The organism is Amycolatopsis melonis (genome assembly GCF_040064235.1).
In the GTDB taxonomy this organism is placed as follows: domain Bacteria; phylum Actinomycetota; class Actinomycetes; order Mycobacteriales; family Pseudonocardiaceae; genus Amycolatopsis; species Amycolatopsis melonis.
Window position 1 is genome coordinate 562,959 of sequence record NZ_JBDZYD010000005.1, and the last position, 15,833, is coordinate 578,791.

21 protein-coding genes are annotated in these 15,833 nt (G+C 70.2%); 17 read left to right on the forward strand and 4 right to left on the reverse strand.

Annotated features, from left to right (window positions below):
- Positions 1-4 precede the first annotated feature (4 nt).
- Complete coding sequence (locus ABJI51_RS16665; protein ID WP_348951762.1) at positions 5-538, reverse strand: hypothetical protein; 534 nt, start codon at positions 536-538, stop codon at positions 5-7.
- A gap of 103 nt (positions 539-641) precedes the next feature.
- Between ABJI51_RS16665 and ABJI51_RS16670 the strand changes: the two genes are divergently transcribed.
- Positions 642-1,310, forward strand: coding sequence for a hypothetical protein (locus ABJI51_RS16670; RefSeq protein WP_348951764.1), 669 nt, complete (start codon positions 642-644; stop codon positions 1,308-1,310).
- 21 nt (positions 1,311-1,331) lie between these two features.
- On the opposite strand, the gene ABJI51_RS43570 is transcribed toward ABJI51_RS16670, so the two are convergent.
- Positions 1,332-1,904 carry a DUF397 domain-containing protein gene (locus tag ABJI51_RS43570; protein ID WP_431605617.1) on the reverse strand — a complete coding sequence of 191 codons (573 nt, stop codon included), beginning with the start codon at positions 1,902-1,904 and terminating at the stop codon, positions 1,332-1,334.
- Complete coding sequence (locus tag ABJI51_RS16685; protein WP_348951765.1) at positions 1,897-2,829, reverse strand: helix-turn-helix domain-containing protein; 933 nt, start codon at positions 2,827-2,829, stop codon at positions 1,897-1,899. The genes ABJI51_RS43570 and ABJI51_RS16685 overlap by 8 nt, the downstream gene beginning before the upstream one ends.
- 310 nt (positions 2,830-3,139) lie before the next feature.
- Between ABJI51_RS16685 and ABJI51_RS16690 the strand changes: the two genes are divergently transcribed.
- A complete protein-coding gene (locus tag ABJI51_RS16690; RefSeq protein ID WP_348951767.1) occupies positions 3,140-3,349 on the forward strand; it encodes a hypothetical protein in 210 nt (69 codons plus the stop codon).
- A gap of 1 nt (position 3,350) precedes the next feature.
- On the opposite strand, the gene ABJI51_RS16695 is transcribed toward ABJI51_RS16690, so the two are convergent.
- The gene (locus ABJI51_RS16695) at positions 3,351-3,671 is read right to left on the reverse strand and encodes a hypothetical protein (protein ID WP_348951769.1); all 321 of its coding nucleotides are present in this window, start codon (positions 3,669-3,671) and stop codon (positions 3,351-3,353) included.
- A gap of 750 nt (positions 3,672-4,421) precedes the next feature.
- Here ABJI51_RS16695 and ABJI51_RS16700 point away from each other — a divergent pair.
- The 15 genes from ABJI51_RS16700 (at position 4,422) to ABJI51_RS16770 (ending at position 15,824) form a co-directional block, all read left to right on the forward strand.
- Positions 4,422-4,610, forward strand: a complete 189-nt coding sequence (locus tag ABJI51_RS16700) for a hypothetical protein (protein WP_348951771.1) — start codon at positions 4,422-4,424, stop codon at positions 4,608-4,610.
- On the forward strand, positions 4,607-5,596 hold the full coding sequence (locus ABJI51_RS16705) for a GPP34 family phosphoprotein (protein WP_348951773.1): 990 nt from the start codon (positions 4,607-4,609) through the stop codon (positions 5,594-5,596). The genes ABJI51_RS16700 and ABJI51_RS16705 overlap by 4 nt, the downstream gene beginning before the upstream one ends.
- Before the next feature lie 49 nt (positions 5,597-5,645).
- Complete coding sequence (locus tag ABJI51_RS16710; RefSeq protein ID WP_348951774.1) at positions 5,646-7,127, forward strand: APC family permease; 1,482 nt, start codon at positions 5,646-5,648, stop codon at positions 7,125-7,127.
- Positions 7,124-7,780, forward strand: a complete 657-nt coding sequence (locus ABJI51_RS16715; RefSeq protein WP_348951776.1) for a hypothetical protein — start codon at positions 7,124-7,126, stop codon at positions 7,778-7,780. Before ABJI51_RS16710 ends, ABJI51_RS16715 begins: the two co-directional genes overlap by 4 nt.
- Positions 7,781-8,334: 554 nt before the next feature.
- Positions 8,335-8,556, forward strand: coding sequence for a hypothetical protein (locus tag ABJI51_RS16720; protein ID WP_348951778.1), 222 nt, complete (start codon positions 8,335-8,337; stop codon positions 8,554-8,556).
- Positions 8,557-8,627: 71 nt separating this feature from the next.
- The gene (locus ABJI51_RS16725; protein WP_348951780.1) at positions 8,628-9,464 is read left to right on the forward strand and encodes an SAM-dependent methyltransferase; all 837 of its coding nucleotides are present in this window, start codon (positions 8,628-8,630) and stop codon (positions 9,462-9,464) included.
- 365 nt (positions 9,465-9,829) lie between these two features.
- Positions 9,830-10,189 carry a hypothetical protein gene (locus ABJI51_RS16730; protein ID WP_348951782.1) on the forward strand — a complete coding sequence of 120 codons (360 nt, stop codon included), beginning with the start codon at positions 9,830-9,832 and terminating at the stop codon, positions 10,187-10,189.
- The gene (locus tag ABJI51_RS16735) at positions 10,186-10,629 is read left to right on the forward strand and encodes a hypothetical protein (RefSeq protein ID WP_348951784.1); all 444 of its coding nucleotides are present in this window, start codon (positions 10,186-10,188) and stop codon (positions 10,627-10,629) included. Before ABJI51_RS16730 ends, ABJI51_RS16735 begins: the two co-directional genes overlap by 4 nt.
- A 4-nt stretch (positions 10,630-10,633) precedes the next feature.
- Positions 10,634-11,149 carry a hypothetical protein gene (locus tag ABJI51_RS16740; RefSeq protein ID WP_348951786.1) on the forward strand — a complete coding sequence of 172 codons (516 nt, stop codon included), beginning with the start codon at positions 10,634-10,636 and terminating at the stop codon, positions 11,147-11,149.
- Positions 11,146-11,301, forward strand: coding sequence for a hypothetical protein (locus ABJI51_RS16745; protein WP_348951788.1), 156 nt, complete (start codon positions 11,146-11,148; stop codon positions 11,299-11,301). The genes ABJI51_RS16740 and ABJI51_RS16745 overlap by 4 nt, the downstream gene beginning before the upstream one ends.
- 82 nt (positions 11,302-11,383) lie before the next feature.
- Positions 11,384-11,962, forward strand: coding sequence for a hypothetical protein (locus ABJI51_RS16750; RefSeq protein WP_348951790.1), 579 nt, complete (start codon positions 11,384-11,386; stop codon positions 11,960-11,962).
- Positions 11,963-12,000: 38 nt separating this feature from the next.
- Positions 12,001-13,230 (forward strand): methyltransferase domain-containing protein, encoded by a 1,230-nt coding sequence (locus tag ABJI51_RS16755; RefSeq protein WP_348951792.1) that lies wholly within the window; start codon positions 12,001-12,003, stop codon positions 13,228-13,230.
- 79 nt (positions 13,231-13,309) lie between these two features.
- On the forward strand, positions 13,310-13,900 hold the full coding sequence (locus tag ABJI51_RS16760) for a Scr1 family TA system antitoxin-like transcriptional regulator (RefSeq protein WP_348951794.1): 591 nt from the start codon (positions 13,310-13,312) through the stop codon (positions 13,898-13,900).
- A gap of 248 nt (positions 13,901-14,148) precedes the next feature.
- On the forward strand, positions 14,149-15,372 hold the full coding sequence (locus ABJI51_RS16765; protein WP_348951796.1) for a methyltransferase domain-containing protein: 1,224 nt from the start codon (positions 14,149-14,151) through the stop codon (positions 15,370-15,372).
- A gap of 80 nt (positions 15,373-15,452) precedes the next feature.
- A complete protein-coding gene (locus ABJI51_RS16770) occupies positions 15,453-15,824 on the forward strand; it encodes a helix-turn-helix domain-containing protein (RefSeq protein ID WP_348951798.1) in 372 nt (123 codons plus the stop codon).
- Positions 15,825-15,833: the final 9 nt, after the last annotated feature.

Sequence of the window (15,833 nt, forward strand, 5' to 3'; positions counted from 1 at the left end):
CCGCTCACCCGCCCGCCACGGCCACGTCGACCAGCCACCGGCCGTCGACCAGGCTCATCCGCCGGTCGTCGCGGAACGGACTCGACACGAGCCCGTCGTCGGAGACCACGGTCCGCTGCGCGGTGATCGCGACGTACACGCGGGTGTCGCCGCGCGGACCGTCGGTCAGCCACACCGACGGACTCGAGCACGTCGCGGACTCGTGAGCGCCGACGACGTCGCGCTGCCACGTGTCGGCCGCGGTACCCACCAGCGCCCGGCCGGCCGCCGCGGTCATCAGCTCCCGGGCCCGAGCCTCACGCGCCCCGAACGGATCCCGCCACGACCATCCGCACCACCGCCGCGCCCACTCCCTCGCCGCGGTCGCCGCGGGATGCTCCACTCCCTCGGCGAACGGCACGCCGCTCGCGTCCGGAACGGGTGATGCAGGCTGTATCGGCGGCGCACTCGACGGCGCCGACGGCGGCGGCGCGGGCACGGCGCAACCGGCCAGCGTCAGCGCGGCGAAGGCGCAGAAAAACGGCAGCATCAAGCGCACGGCGGACTCCCCCGAGGTCGCCCACGCGAACGGCCTCTCCCCAGGTCACGCCCGCATGGGATACGCGAATGCTGAGTTTGGTTGACATTCGCCCCTTCAGGGTATGCTGCGACGACTGTTTGTCAACCAAACTCAGCATTTGATCGTGATGGGGGACGCCGCGATGACGCATCCGAACCAGCAGCCAGGCCCGCCGACCTGGCCAGACCAGCAGCCCTACCAGCCGCTGAACTTCCCTGGCTCCGCTCCACCTCCACCGCCACGGAAATCAGTGGGCCGGCGAGTCGCCATCGCCGTCACTGGCGCGCTCGCTGCCACCCTCGCGATCACCGGCTTCGCCGCGCCCGGCTTCTTCCTGCACCACGACGAACCCCGCGCCGCCGCCGTCCTACCACCCGCAAGCACCAGCGAACCGACCACCACCGCCGCAGCAAAAACCACCATCCGCATGGGCAGCCCCGAACAGCTGGCCGAGGCGAAGAAGCTTGTTCAGCAGTTCGTCGACGCGCTCAACCACGACGACGCCAAGGCCGCCGGACAGCTGGCCTGTCCAGAATCGTCGAGCATTCTCGGCGGGCAGCTACTCGTCGCCGTCGCCCCGCCCACCAGCCTCACCATCACCGACGACCCGCCGAGCCTCCAAGGCGGTGGCTACATCGGCGTCAAGGTCACCGGCACGACCCACCAGCGCGACATCACCGGCGACATCCTCGTGTGGCAGCCCATCGCCCGGCCGACGCTGTGCGTCCGGCGCCTCGGCTGGAAATGGTGACACCACAATCGCAACGGTGTATCAACAGGCGCTCGGAACGTGTTCGGGCACGTCGAACTCGCCGTCGATAACCCCCTTGCCGAATGCATCCCACTCCGACAACGTGAAGACGAGAACTAGGCCATCTGGCGCTGACGACAGGCGCATCACGACGTAGGTGGTGGAGTTCCGGCCCTCGGAGTGTTCGAGAAACGCATACTCGAGGCAGTCGTCGAGCTGTACGCCCTTGGGTTCGGCGCGGATCCACTCGGCCTTGGAGACGTCGAGCGCGTGCCGGATATGTGCCTTGTCGTCGATTGGCTGCCCGCTTACCGCAGCGGCGTGGAACGCGCGTGCTGTCGTTGGGCGAGGTGGTGACGCAGCTGCGATCGCGCGAGCCATCCCCCGGAGGCGGTCAGCGAGCTGGGCAAGCAACGCACGCCACGTATCGACTTGCGCGTACAGTGCGCCGGCCCGACGGTTCTTCGTGTCGCGGATACCCACGACGGAGTCGTGGACCCCCGCGACCTGCGGCAGCTGCACCTCTACGCAGTTGCCCTGCTCGCCAGTGTAGCTAGAGGTAATCCACGGCGGAATGTCGCAGCTGTCATTCACTACGGGTCTTCTCCCTCTTTTCAATCTCGGCCTCGATCAGTGCCAGGCTCTCATCCTCTTCGTACGCCAGAGCGAGGAGTTCATCCCGAAGGTCGTGGTACGCCTTGACGTCTGTGCTGTCGTCGACGAACGAGGCTGTGCGATGGTGCTCCAGGCAAACAATGGATGGCATCGGTGGTGCAAATTCGTACACGACGAATGAACCGAGCAAACCGCCGTGCCAGTCACCTTCGACCTCGACTAGTCGTACTTTGATGTTGCTGCGGTCACGGCAAACCCTTGCCAGGTGCTTGAGCTGCGGGAGCATGATCGCGTTGGGGCCGTCAGCGCTGCTTGCGCCGATACGGCCACGGATCGCAGGTATTCCGAGGATAGCCAAGAAAGGCAGCGCGTCGTTATCGTCATCTCGCAGTACCGCGTGCTGAAGACCCATGCGGAGCGCGACGCGGTGTTCAAGCTCGGCTCGGGAAATCTTCTTCTGATACTTGTTACTGATGACCCATCGGGCGTACGCCTCCGTTTGGAGCAGTCTGCAGACGACCAGTGGTTGCCATTCGATCATCGCCGTCGCTTGGCTCTGCAATTCCACTGCGGCGGTCTGCTGATCATTAATTCCCGGCGGCCCTGTTGTGACCCATGTGTCCGCACTGGCCTGGCCGCGTGCGAGGCGCATGATCTTTTCCCGTTCGTCGCCCACCACGCCGAGGCACGCCAGAAACGCTGAGACCTGTTCGGGGTCGGGGACCACTTCGCCGCTGAGCCATCGAGACACGGTCGAATGGTGTATGCCGAGCTGCGTGGCGAGCTGCCGCATCGTGACCTTTGAGTCGCGCGCCTTGGCTTGGTCGAAGACCGTACGAAGCAAACCGGCAAGCGTGCGCTGACGGCTGGTCGCCGCAGGGATCTCAGTGTTGGTGCGCGCCATGCACCAAGCCTAGCCGTCGACCTGGCGATGCACACACCAGCACCCATTCGTTGTATTGCGCGATTGGTGCACGTGGTGCACAGTGGTGCGCACCGAACGAAATTCACGCACCGACGGAGGTGTACGGACGATGCCTCGACCGCGGCTCTCCTCCGGAACTCTACTGGTCACCGCGTCAGCGGTCCGGCGGCAGGTTGGTGCGTGCGTGCACCAACGAGGCCGTCGTGTGCAAATCGGTGCACAACCGCGCGTTTGCGCCGGTCAAGGCCGTCGCTGCCAGACCGACCCCGTGATACTCGGAGGGCTCATCTTGGATTCCACGACCGCCAAGGTGGTAGCGCGAGCCCGCAAGTTCGGGGCGAACCTCCAGCGCCGGATCATCGGCATCACGCATGTTCCCCTGTCGTCCACCGAACTCGCGGTCAAGCTGCGCGAGCTAGGTATGGCGATGTGCGATATCGGCGAGGACCTCCAAAAGGACGCCAAACGGCTCGATGAAGGTGACCGCAGTGTCGAGTGAATCACCTTGCTGCACCGGAATCGTCCCCTTTGCAGCCGACGCCCGTCGCCTCCCTGATTTCCCCGCCGCCGCGGATCGTGCCACTCCCGCATCCGCGGCGGCGGGGGTCCACGCCATCCTTGCCCGGCTGCGCGAAGTTCACGGCGACCGGCCGGAGCAACCGCGAAACCCAGACCACAACGCCCAGCAGGTCCGCGTCGGCCGGGACCACCTCGGCGACCAAACGCTGGATGAGCTGGCCGATCTCCTTCAGGGTCCTGGCTGGGAATCGGTCGGTGGAGAGGTTGACGGCGAGCCAGCTCTCGCGGCTACGCGGGTCCATCCCGACGGCACGCGCGACACCCTGGTGATCAGCGCGGGCATTTCGGCCGCGGACCGCGAGACATCCACCGGCTATCTCTCCTGGTCAGCCACGTGCGATCTTCGGGCCGCCGTCACCCTGCTGCGGACCGCGCCCGCCAGCGCACCGGCCCGTCACCCGGAATGGCAAGCCCGCACCGCTACGGAGGTGCGGCCATGACGCACGGCTGGACTCCCGAGCCTGCTCCGGCAGACGGGCTGATCACCGCGCCTGGAGTGTTTCGACCCCTTCGCCACCGCGTTCGCTGCGGCGTAATGCCGTATCGCCTGGATAGCCAGGATGCAGTGGACCTCGGGTTGGCCGGTTCGTACGTCGTCGTGGCGCTCTGCGGCTGCCTGTGCCGGGCAGTCGTCGCTGACGATGGCGCCCACGGCCCGCAGGACGGCGAATGCCCGGACTGCTGGAACGCCGCCTTCACCGCACCGGCAACCGAGCTGCCCGGCACCGCGGGGCGCAGCGAGCCGGTCGACGACAGCCCCCGGTGGCCGACGGAACCACTGCTGGATCCAGCGGACGCCGTCAGCCGCCCCGCCGCGGTCCATCCCGAGCCTGGAGCTGTACCGCTCGGACATCGGCCGTTCCGTCGCCCGCTGACCACGGGAGGAACGGCGGTCCGAGGTGATGCAGCCCGTATCACGCCCGACGCCACCGGCGAACTGTCCGCAGCCGGGCACGACCATGCCGCTTAAGCCACTCCACGCGAGGACCGAGATGACCGCTGGCCGCCACATCGCCGCCACGCCGCCCGCACCTGATGCCGGCACCACGCTGGCCTCGCCGATCTGCGTGTTCGTCATCAAGGCCCTCCGCGTGGTCGTCGTGGGCGGTCTGGTCATCGGCGCCGCGGTCACCGGAGTCCTCGTCCTCGCTCACATGTTCATCGACCAGGTCACCCGATGAGGCCCGCCGTGGACACCTCCGACAACGGCCGCACCCCGGGGGCTCGGCACGGGGGACGCGCACCGAACACGCGGGCCGTCGACGATGCCCACGGCGGCAGGCACGCCGTCCGGCACCCGACCACCGGGGGGCTACCGCTGCCGCGGTCAGCTCTCGCGCTGGCCAATGCCACCACCGACGTGCTCCCCCGGGTTCCGGTGCCACCCGGCCCGAGCACGGTCCCGCAACCGCGGGTCCAGGAAACCCGCTCGGAGGTCCCGCCCGCCGCCGTACTGCCGCCGCAGCCGCGCGTGACCGAACGACGGGCCGCGATCGACGGCCAGGACACCCGGGTCCGACAGCCGGAGGGGTACAGCGGCTTTGACCGGCCGATCGCAGACCTGACTCTGCTCGGCATCTACTGCGACAGCATGTATCAGGCCCTGGTCCGCGACGGCGACCGGATCGCGCACGTCGTCGGCGCGATCCTCCTGGCCGAGCTGTACCTGCACGGACAGATCCGCATCGACGCAGGCGGAAAGATCCACCCGCAGCGGCGAGCCCACAACGACGACGTTTCCGTCAACGAGGTCCTGGCCGACCTGCAGGCCCAGCCGCACGCCCGGCCGGCCGGACCGTGGATCCGGTACTTCGCCCACGACCACCGCGCCACCAGGCTGGTCTGGCGACGCCTCGTCGAGGCCGACGTCGCGCAGGAGGAAAAGAGCAGGCTGCGGTGGAAGAAACCCCGGCACGTCCTCACGAGCTACCTGCCGGTCGGCTGGACACGCAAGTACCTCGAGCACCAGGTCACCGACCAGGCCGCGGTGCCGCCCGCCGCGGCCATCCTGTGGCGCGGCCTGCAGGCCCTGTGCCTGGACAGCCGGACCCTGGACCTGGATCCCCGCATCGCGTCGCGGCTGGAGGCCACGCCACTTCCGGCCGAACTGGACCCGCTGTTCGCCGCGCTCGACGACCTGCTGATCCACCTGGCCATCCCGCTGTAGCACGACCGCTGCCCGCACCGCCCCCGCCACCGTCCGCAAGGAGCTGATCTTGCCTCTGCCTCGTCTGCGCCGCAGACCGTCCACGTCGCCGACCAGGCCGCGCGATGCCGAGCTGGCCTTCGGCAACCTGCCCGCCCGCACGATCGCGGGCCGTGTCATCGGCGCGGCCACCCCGACCACCGTGGTCGCCGGAGTGGTCCCGGTCGGGATCGCGGTGACCGGCGGCAACTTCCCGCTGCTGTGGCTGCTGATCGGGCTCGCCTACCTGCTGTTCTGCGTCGGTTACCACGGCGCATCCCGGCTGTATCCGCCCGAGGACGCCAGCGGTGGCTTCTACTCGCTGATCCGCCACGGCCTGGGCCGGGTCCTCGGCGTCGGCGCGGGCTGGGTCGCCGTGGCCGCCTACACCGCGCTGACCGTCGGCCTGTACGGCCTGGTCGGCAGCATCCTCGCCACGCCGGTGTCGGACCTGCTCGGTGTCACCGTGCCCTGGCCGGCCATCGCGATCGCCTCGGTCCTGCTGGTCGGCTGGCTCGGCCTGCTGCGGATCGAGGTGGCCAGCCGCGTCCTGACGTTCCTGGTGACCTGCGAGGTGGCGATGATCCTCGTGGTCAGCGCCGCCAACTGGGGCCACCCGGCGGCGAACACCCAGCCGCTCGCCGCGGCGTTCGACCCGCACCAGCTGACCGCAGGCGTGCCGGTGATCGCCGCGCAGCTGGCGCTCGCGGTTCTCGGCATCGTCGGCACCGAGCTGACCGTGGTGCACACCTACCACGCACGCGACGGCCACCGCGGCGTGGCCCGTGCCAGCATCGCCGCGATCGTGGTCCTCGCCGCGCTGTACTTCGTGGCCTCGGCCGGGCTGAGCGTGACCCTCGGCGTCGACGGCGTCGTCGCCGCAGCCCAGGCCAATCCGGCCGGGCTGTTCGTCGCCACCGCGCAGGCCCACCTCGGCGACCTGGGCGCCACGATCGTGGAAATCCTGTTCGCGGGCAGCGTCCTGGCCGGAGCGCTGAGTTTCCACGGCACGACCGCCCTGTACGGCTACTACCTCGGCCGCGACCACGCCGCCCCGGCCGTCCTGGCGAAGGTCAGCCGCAAGTACGGCAACCCCGTCACCGCCTCGCTCGCGCAGACCGTCCTGGCGCTGGCCGCCATCGTCATCGTGTGGGTCCTCGGCGCCGACCCTGTCACCACCCTCTTCTATCTCGGCGGCACAACCGGGGGCGCGGGCGTGCTGATCCTGCTCGCCGGAACCGCCCTGGCCAGCGCCGTCATCCTGCTGCGCCAGCGTCCCACCGGCCGCCGTCGCGCGGCCGCTGCTGTCGCCGCCGTATTCGTGATCGGCGCGATCGCGGGCAGCGTGCTGCTCCACCTCGACGTCCTGTTCGGCGTCGGACCGGACTCGACGCTGCCGAGCATCGTGCAGCTGAGCTACCTCGCCGTCGCCCTCGCCGGAGTCGGCTGGGCCCTATGCCATCGCCGGCCCCCGGCAGCCACTGCGACCATTGACACGGGAGCGGCCAAATGACCGCCCCCGCCGAGGTCGTCGAGCTGGGACCAGACGACACCGAGGAGATCGCCGAGCTGATCGCATCGGTTTTCGCCGACCAGATCGCGATCACCCGATGGCTGGTGCCCGACAACGACAAGCTCCGGACCAGTCTGCTGCGCCAGCAGTTCATCCTGCTGATCACCGGTGCCTTCAAGTCAGGCGGACGCGTCGACGGAATCCGGGTGGACGCGAAGCTGGACGCTGCGGCGGTGTGGTCCATGCACCCCGGCGGCGAGGTCACCGATCCACCCGGCTACGACGCCAAGCTCCGCCAGATCACCGGCGACCTCTACCCCCGGTTTCGGGCCCTCGACGACGTTTTCCAGCGCACCACACCGGACTCACCGCACGATCACCTCGACCTGCTCGCCGCCAGGACCCGCCGCCAGGGACACGGCACCACGCTGGTAACCCACCACCTCCGCCGGGTCGACCAGCAGCCGAACGGCTCGCTGGTCACCCTGCACGCCAGCAGCACCCAGGCCGCTTGGCTCTACCACCGGTTGGACTTCGAATCCGACGAGCCCGTACAGATTCCAGACAGTGACGAGCAGTTCATCTACCCGATGCGCCGCCATCCCCGAGGCCCCATGCCACGGCGTTCCCGGAGAGGCGTCCACATTGTCTGACCGAGATGGACCGTCCACAGTGCAGGACGCGGTGATCCAGCCTGCATCACTCCGGCCGAGCCCCAACGACGGCCTGCCGCCTGCTCCCGGCAGAACGCTCATGACGCTCCTCGCCGCGTTGCCGACAGCGGCATCCCCGCGGTGGGACGCCCTGGCGCCCGCTTCCACCACCCGGCGGCTGCGCCGCATCGAGCGTCGCGCCGGAACACTCGCTCGACGCCGAAGCCCGCGCGGACGGACACAGCGGACCAACGTGGCTGTCCATGCCGTCTACCGGGGGGCCTGCTCCGCACTGTCTGCCGCGCTGATATGGATCGGCCAGTTTTACCTGCCGTACCAGAGAGTGCTGCCCGGAGTCGTCAGCGCCGCCGTCCTGGCCTTGACCTTGTGCTCCCCGCCGACGTGGGTATGGGCGCGCTTTCGCAGGAGACCCGGCGCCGACGGCCCGCGCGATCCTCGCGCGGCCCGCCGGCATCAGCCCTGACCACCGACCCTCGGTAGCGCCGTGCAGCGCGCTCCTCCAGTTCAGCAACCCGATCACTCCCGAGGCACCTGTGCACACCAACGAATCCGGCGACCAACAGCACGCCCCAGGCCCGGCGTCCTCCGCGCTCCGCCCCGTCGCGGCCCCCTACATCGCAACCAACCACGACGGCGAGCCGATCCGTCATCCCGCCAGCATCGGCTGGCCCGACCACGACAGCGAGTACTGGCCCCGGATGCTGGAGGACGTCCTCGTCGGTCTGCTGGCCCAGGTGCACGGGAAGGCGTCATGACGGCGCCGTGTGACCGCCAGCCCGACGGCTGCATCTCCCGCAGGCCAATCGATGCCCTCGGAGACGAGCCCATGATCGCCCGCATCTACAACGCGCTGCTCGGCGGCAAAGACCACTACGCATACGAACGGTTACGGGTCGCCAGGCTGCAGGCGGCAGTACCGGACGCCGCCTTCGTGTTCAGGTCCGAAATCGCGTTCCTGCACCGCGCCGCGCGCGCCGTTGCTGCCCGCGGCATCACACAATGGGTGGTCGCCCTCGCCGGACTGCTCCCGGACAACGGCGACCGACTCGAGCATGTCGTCCGCCGACACAACCGGGACGCCCGCGTCTGGTACGTCGACTACGAGCCCGTGGTCCTGGTGCACCTGCGCGCACTCGTCGGCGACGAGGACAGCGGCCAGACGGTCCGCGTCGTGGACGCCGACCCGCTGAACCCCGCCACAGTCTGGAATCGCCTGGCCAGCCACCCCACCCCGATCGAGGCCGACGAGCCGATCTGCCTGGTACTCGGCGGAGTCCTCTCCTACCACCCCGGCACCCGGGCCGACGCCATCACCGTGGCTCAGCAGCACATCGCCCGGCTCCCGCCCGGATCCTTCGTCGTGCTCACGCACCTGTACGACCCCGAAGACCCCAAGATCACCCCGATGGTGCGCCGCTTTCGCGACGCGCTGGGAACCTGCGGCCCGTGCCGCCCTGCCAGCGCCACCCGGGACGAGATCCGCGCGATGGTCGCCGGAACCACGATCCTGCCACCAGCTCCCGGCGCGCCGCCGGATGTCGTCCCCGCCAACCTGTGGTGGCGCGACGGCCCGATCCGGCTCACCCCCGCCGGCGCGGAAGCACCCGAACCGGCGAGCGGGCCGCTCGTCGCCGGAGTCGTCGCCACCATCGACCCCGGCTGAGCGGCCGCAGCCGGTCGTTCGACCTCGTTTCGCCCCCTTGATCTCCCGCGCGCTGCTGGATCCCCCCGCCAGAAGCGCGCGGGAGGCCGGCACCCACAAGGAGCCGGGCGGGGTGCCCGGCACGGTCTCCCCCTTGCCGGATCGGGCACCCCGCGCCACCACACCGGCTGACCGCCCGTCCCACGGCGGAACCAGCGATACAGCCTGCATCACCAGGACAGCCGGGGAGTCCACGACTCACCGGCCACCCCGGAGCAGGCGCCCAGCGGACCTGAAACACCCGCTGGTGCAGCCCCCGGGCCGGTGGCCTGGCCTCGAAGCAGCGCGAGGCCAGGCCACCACCACCCACGACGAAGGAGACGACCATGACGGCCACCGTCGCCACGCTGTCGCCTGAGCTGCGTGTACTGGTCCGCGCGAGCAACGGGTACCAGTTCGCCGGAGCCCTCATCTGCTTGGCCTGCGAACACGGCTACCCCGAGAACCTCGCCGAAGAGCCCGAGCTGGTCGAGGCGGCGGTCCGCCCGGACGGCCAGGCCGCCGATGTCCTGGCCCGCCTTGAGGCGGCTGGGCGCGCCGCACTCGACTGGCTCATCGATCACGGCCTGCCCGTGGGCGGGCAGCTGCTCGCGGTCGAAACCGGCACCGATCACCTGCTCCAGCTGCAACCCGCAGCGTCAGGGCTCCCCCTCGCACGGCGTCCTCGCACGGGAACGCGGCGGTGATCGTGGACACGCGGTCGCAGCGGGCCGACCTCCTCGCGCACCTCATCGCCCTGGTCTTCGTCACGCCGTTGATGGTCTTCGCCTGCTACGGCGCGTTGATCCTCCGCGGCGGGCCCTGCCTGTCCCCATCCGACACCGGCGGCTGTTCGCATGTCCGCCGACACCTGGCGGTGTACCTGCCCGTCTACGGCGGCGTGATCGCCTTCCTCCTCTGCGCGGCGGTCGGGTTCTGGCAGGTGCGCGCGAGCCGCCCCGTCGTCTCCGCCGTCCGCCTCGGCTGGCTGATCTGGTTCACCAGCGCGTTCCTGGCGTTGCTGCTCGGCGGCGGGTCGCCGGCCGGGATACCCACCCAACCTCACTCGGAGAGGAACCCGTATGGCTTCCATAGCCCCGACCGCGGCACCGCTGCTGGCCATGTCTACAACGGGGCGGCCGGGTGAGGCAGTGAAGGCGCTGGCCTTGTTCGCCGCGTTGCAGGCTGTGCTCTCGGACGTGCACCCCTACTGCGATCAAATCCTTCAAAACGACCAGGACGCGTGCGACAAGGGCAAGCCCGGCGCGGTCGGACGGAAGGCGTGCACGCGCCACGTCGCGTCGTACTCGGTCGGCCAGCTCGCCGTCGCGGTCGCGGTGACCCGCGTGCTCGGTGCCCGGGTCTCGTGGCCGGGGCTGCTGGCGGGGACCGCGATCAACGCCGTGACGCACTACGCGATCGACCGCCGTGAGCCGTTGAAGAAGTTCCTGCTGTCCGACCGCGCCCGGAAGCTGCGCCTGGTCGGCGGCGGCAAGGCCGGCTATCTCGCGCACGCCACCGCGCAGCGGCGGCCGGGCGTGGTCGACGAGAGCGGGCCGGGAACGGCGCTGACCGAATGCGACCAGGCGATGCACCGCCTCATCAGCGTGGTCGCCTCGCTGACCACGACCTGGCTCGCCGTGCGCGGGGAAAGGAGTTTGCTGTGACAGCACCGACTGTCCCCCTGCGGCACGCCGACCGGACGGTGCTGGCAGTGGAAGCCGTCGCGGCCAGCTGGAGCCGCCGCGGCACCCTCTGGCCGTGCCTCGCCGATGCCGCCTGCATCACTCCTCACGTCATGCAAACCGTTTGCTACTAAGGAGAATCCTGTGATCCGCCGTCTTCGCCCAGGACCCGGCGCGGCCAGCCGAGCCCGCCCACGTCGCCCGGCGATGTGGCGGATGACGCCCCGCCCGCCGAGCCAGGGCTCCCGTTGCCCCGGCATCCCGGAATCGGCACGCTCCCCCATCGCCGCCTGGTGGTCGGTCTGCTGCACCTTCGGCGTCTCCGCGCTGACCTGGAGCGGACGCTTCTACCTCCCCTACCCGCTGTTCTGCCTCCCGGTTGTCCTGGCCGCGGTTGTCGGCTGGGCGGCGAGCTGGTGGCTGGCGTCCCGGCCGGGGGCAGCGGTTCCAGGGCGCCTGGTGCTGCTCACCGGCGCGCCGCTTCTGCTTTTCCTCGGCCTGGTGTCCGTCGGGATCGGCTCCAGCGACCCGCTCACCCGCGACTACCACGCCGACCTCGACGCCTACCGCGGCGGCTGCCTGGCCGGAACCGACTACGGCGGGGACGCTTTCCAGCTCGTCACGATCACCGCCGACTCGGTGATCGTCTACCCCTGGTCCGAGGGCGAGCCCTTGCGGTTCACGCGCACCGGCCATTCCTGGCCGTCCCGGGAGCGAGCCGAATTCGGCGGCGAAGGCGTCACCCCCGCCGACGACCTCACCCGGACCATCCTCGCCGCCCACGGCTGCCCCTGATCCCTCACCGCCGCGGCAAGACCGAAGAGGAGCCGTTCATGATGACGACCGCCGAGGTGCACTGGCGCGACCGCGCCGCTGACCTGGCCGACGACCTCGCACGCACCGGCGACGTGACCGATCCGGCCTGGCTGGACGCGATCCGCGGCACCCCCCGCCACGAACTCGTCCCCGTCTTCTTCCAGCAGCTGCGACCCGGCCGGTGGACGTCGACCCACGTCGGCGATCAGGGTGGCCGTCCGGCCAGCCTGGCCGCCGCCTACTCGGATGCCGAGCTGGCCATCCTCCTCGACCGCAGCGTCCGGCCCGCCGCCGTGCTGTCCACCGCCATCCGCCCACGCCACGCGGCCCGGACGCTGCAGGCCCTCGACGTTCACCCCGGCCACCGCGTTCTCCATGTCGGCACCGGCAGCGGCTACCTCACCGCCCTGCTGTGCCGTCGGCTCGGCGACCAGGACGTGATGTCCCTCGACATCGAACCGGCCCTGGTCGACCTCGCCGCCGCCCGGCTCGCGGCCATCGGCCACACCCCGACCGTCCAAGCCGGACACGCCTGGGATGGCCTGCCCGAGCACGGCCCAGTCGACCGGATCGTCGCCACCTGCGCCCTGCCCTCGATCCCCCCGTCCTGGCTGAGCCAGCTCGGCACCCACGGCATCGTCGTCGCCGAACTGCGGCTCGGCCCCGGCGCCGCGACCCTCGTCCGGCTCGCGCGCCAGGCCCCCGACCGGATCGAGGGACGCTTCCACCCGGCCGGCACCGCCTTCGCCCCCCTCCGCCCCTGCCCAGGCCGGTCCAGCCAGCACACCGCCGCGTGGATTGACCACGACACATCCAGCCCCCGGAGCCGCTGGAGCACCATCGCGCCGGACACGCCGTGGCTCCACGACCCCGAGGTCTCCCGCGTCACCTGGTTCCTGGCCGCGCTGGACCTCGGCATGTACGAGGTCCGCCACCAGCGACGACCGCAGGGATTCCCGCCAGGCCACCCGGCCATCGTCCTCGACACGCCGGACGGTTCGTGGGCCCGGATCGACACGGTCGCCCGCGACGGCGAGCACCACGTGATCGAGGGCGGACCGCGGCGCCTCTGGGCTGTCGTCGAACGGGCCCACCGGTGGTGGCGGGACCTGGGCCGACCTGGCTGGGCCCGGTTCGGGCTCACCGTCACCCCCACCGAGCACACCATCTGGCTCGACCAGCCCGACGGTGAACACCGCTGGACTCGCCCCACCCCGACCAGCGCCAGCGCGTGGCGCAAAACGTGATGCCGCCTGCATCACTGCGCCGTCGAGGCCCTGGGAACAACCGCAACCAGGACAGCGGAATACGAGGAAAGGAACCGCGATGATTTATGACAGCATCACGCTCGAACCGCCCGATGAACCCTGGTGGGAACTGTACCGGGAATTCTTCCCAGGATCGCTCATCGACTACGTCGCCGCCGAACATCACGCGACAACCGTGCAAGCGTTCCATGGTTCCGTGTTCCCGCTTCCGCTGCAGCCTCTCGCCTATCTGAGGGCGGTCCTGGAGTGTTACCGCGGCGAGTTCAGCGACGTTGAAATCGAGCGGGCAGTCGGCTTCCGGATCAAACGCCAGCAAGGCTTCTACCGGCCTGGCCGGACCATAACCTTCCTCATCGACGCCACGGTTCCCGCGCGAGAAATCGGCTCAGCCAAGATCACGCAGGCTGCATTCAATGCGGCGCAGCGCGTTCATGCATCGGGACGCGCGAAAGTTCTGAAAGTTCCAGGGTTGTACACAGGAGAATGCACCTCGTTTTCCATATTCACACTCGACGGCAAAACCGTGGTCTTCGAAAGCGATGAGGAAAAGCTGTGGGAAGTCACAGATGATGAGCGCAAGAAGAAATTGATCGACCGATTCAAGAAATTCGAGGAGGAACTCGCACGTGCTCTGACAGAGCGCCTCTGATGATCCAGCCCGGACACCGGGTGCCGCTGAACCCGCGGCACCCGGCTCCACAGCACCCCGCCCGGACAACCGCTCGACCGCAACGCCCCTCGGCGTCGCTGCGAACTCCGCGGCCCACAGCGACGCCGACACCACGCGCCCCCCCCCCGAACCCGGCGGCCACCACGAACCGGACAGCAGCGGCCGCCTGTTCCACCCACCCCGACGGCACGCACGGAGGGGGCACCGACTGACCCTTGAGGAACCCGATGAGCCACCAGAGCCCCGAGCGCCTGCGCGCCGAGATGGTCCGCGGCATCGTCGCCGCCGGCCACGCGCGAACCCCCGCGGTCCAGGACGCGCTGAACACCGTGCGCCGCCACCGCTTCTTCCCCGGCGTGGCGCTGGCCGACGCCTACGACTACCGGCAGACCCTGGCCGCGACGCTGGATCCTGCCGCCGGAGCCCGCCCCTGCAGCAGCATCGCGCCCATCACCGTCGCGATGATGCTCGACCAGCTCGACATCCAGCCCGGCAACACCGTCCTGCACATCGGCACCGGCACCGGCTACACCGCCGCGCTGGCGGCCGAGCTGTCGGGCACCCGCCGCGTCGTCACCATCGACCGCGACCACGACCTCGCCGCCCAGGCCCGCCGCACCCTCCTCGCCCTCGGCTACGCCCGCGTCGAGGTCATCACCGCCGGCGTCAGCGACGCCGCCCCCGGCCGCTACGACCGGATCATCGTCACCGCCAGCGCCTACGACATCCCCGACGCCTGGATCCGCCAGCTGGCCCCCGGCGGCCGGCTCGTCGTGCCGCTGCGTTTCCGCGGCACCAGCCGCAGCTTCGTCTTCCAGGAGCGCCGCGGCGTCGTGCAGGCACGCGACAGCCACCCCTGCACCCTCCCGCCGCTGCGTGGCGCCGACCACGACCGCCAGCGCACCAAACCCATCGGCCCCGGCGGGCGAATCACCCTCGGCTGGGACGACGACCAGTGGAGGCTCGTCCACGGCTACGACCTCTACTCCTCCGAGACCTACAGCACCACCTCCACGGCCTGGTCCGGGGTGATCGTCCACGACGGGGAACCGCTCGACCGGCTGTGGCTCCGACTCGCCGCGACCGAGGCCGGAACCTGCAGGCTCACCACGGACGGCCACGTAACCGGGGTGCCGCCGCTGGCCTTCCCGGCCGGGACCCCCGCGATCGTCCAGCACGGCACCATCGCCTACCTCACCCGCCGGGAGATCCCGGCCGCGCCCGACGGCACCCGGCGATTCGAACTCGGCGCGGGCGCATTCGGAGCGTTCGCCATGCGGCAAGCCGCCGCGTACGTCGACCAGATCCGTGCCTGGGGCGCCAACCGCACGGTCCACCCCACGGTCACCGTCGTCCCCGCGCAGACCCCCGAGGCGCAGCTGCCGCCCGGAGACCGGTACCTCCGGCGGCCCAGCCAGTTCCTCGTCCTGCGCATGCAGGGCTCGGCGTGATCGCACGAGGAGATCCCTCGGCGCCTGATACCGCCTGCATCATCCTCGACTTCGCACCGGACATGCCCAGGAGCAGCACCATGCCCGCAACGCACTGGCCCAGCCCGCCGCCAGCAGCCGAAGAGGCCGGCACCCGCAGCCGCCCCTGCCGGGACCCGAGGATCGACCCCCGGCCCCGGCCGGACGACCTGCCGCGATCGCTGCCGGACGACCGGTCGCTCGGCGACCGCGTCGTCGAGCTGCGCACGGCCCACCGGCTCACCCAGCAGGAACTGGCAACCGCGGCAGGCATGAGCAGACGCCACCTCGGCCGCATCGAGACCGGCAGAACCCTCACCAAGTCGCTCGAGTGCGTCGCGCACCTCGCCGACGTCCTCGGCGCCGAGCGCGCCGAACTCGCCCTGCGCGCGCTCCGCGACTTCGAACACCACGAGGAGGCACCTCCGAGGTGAAAGAACCCG

Coding starts and splice junctions, on each gene's coding strand:
- ABJI51_RS16715 (WP_348951776.1), top strand. CDS start 7,124: ATGACCGCCCCCGCCGAGGTCGTCGAGCTGGGACCAGACGACACCGAG.
- ABJI51_RS16685 (WP_348951765.1), bottom strand. CDS start 2,829: ATGGCGCGCACCAACACTGAGATCCCTGCGGCGACCAGCCGTCAGCGC.
- ABJI51_RS16700 (WP_348951771.1), top strand. CDS start 4,422: ATGACCGCTGGCCGCCACATCGCCGCCACGCCGCCCGCACCTGATGCC.
- ABJI51_RS16755 (WP_348951792.1), top strand. CDS start 12,001: ATGATGACGACCGCCGAGGTGCACTGGCGCGACCGCGCCGCTGACCTG.
- ABJI51_RS16725 (WP_348951780.1), top strand. CDS start 8,628: ATGATCGCCCGCATCTACAACGCGCTGCTCGGCGGCAAAGACCACTAC.
- ABJI51_RS16765 (WP_348951796.1), top strand. CDS start 14,149: ATGAGCCACCAGAGCCCCGAGCGCCTGCGCGCCGAGATGGTCCGCGGC.
- ABJI51_RS16670 (WP_348951764.1), top strand. CDS start 642: ATGCTGCGACGACTGTTTGTCAACCAAACTCAGCATTTGATCGTGATG.
- ABJI51_RS16750 (WP_348951790.1), top strand. CDS start 11,384: ATGACGCCCCGCCCGCCGAGCCAGGGCTCCCGTTGCCCCGGCATCCCG.
- ABJI51_RS16730 (WP_348951782.1), top strand. CDS start 9,830: ATGACGGCCACCGTCGCCACGCTGTCGCCTGAGCTGCGTGTACTGGTC.
- ABJI51_RS16695 (WP_348951769.1), bottom strand. CDS start 3,671: ATGGACCCGCGTAGCCGCGAGAGCTGGCTCGCCGTCAACCTCTCCACC.
- ABJI51_RS16770 (WP_348951798.1), top strand. CDS start 15,453: ATGCCCGCAACGCACTGGCCCAGCCCGCCGCCAGCAGCCGAAGAGGCC.
- ABJI51_RS16705 (WP_348951773.1), top strand. CDS start 4,607: ATGAGGCCCGCCGTGGACACCTCCGACAACGGCCGCACCCCGGGGGCT.
- ABJI51_RS16760 (WP_348951794.1), top strand. CDS start 13,310: ATGATTTATGACAGCATCACGCTCGAACCGCCCGATGAACCCTGGTGG.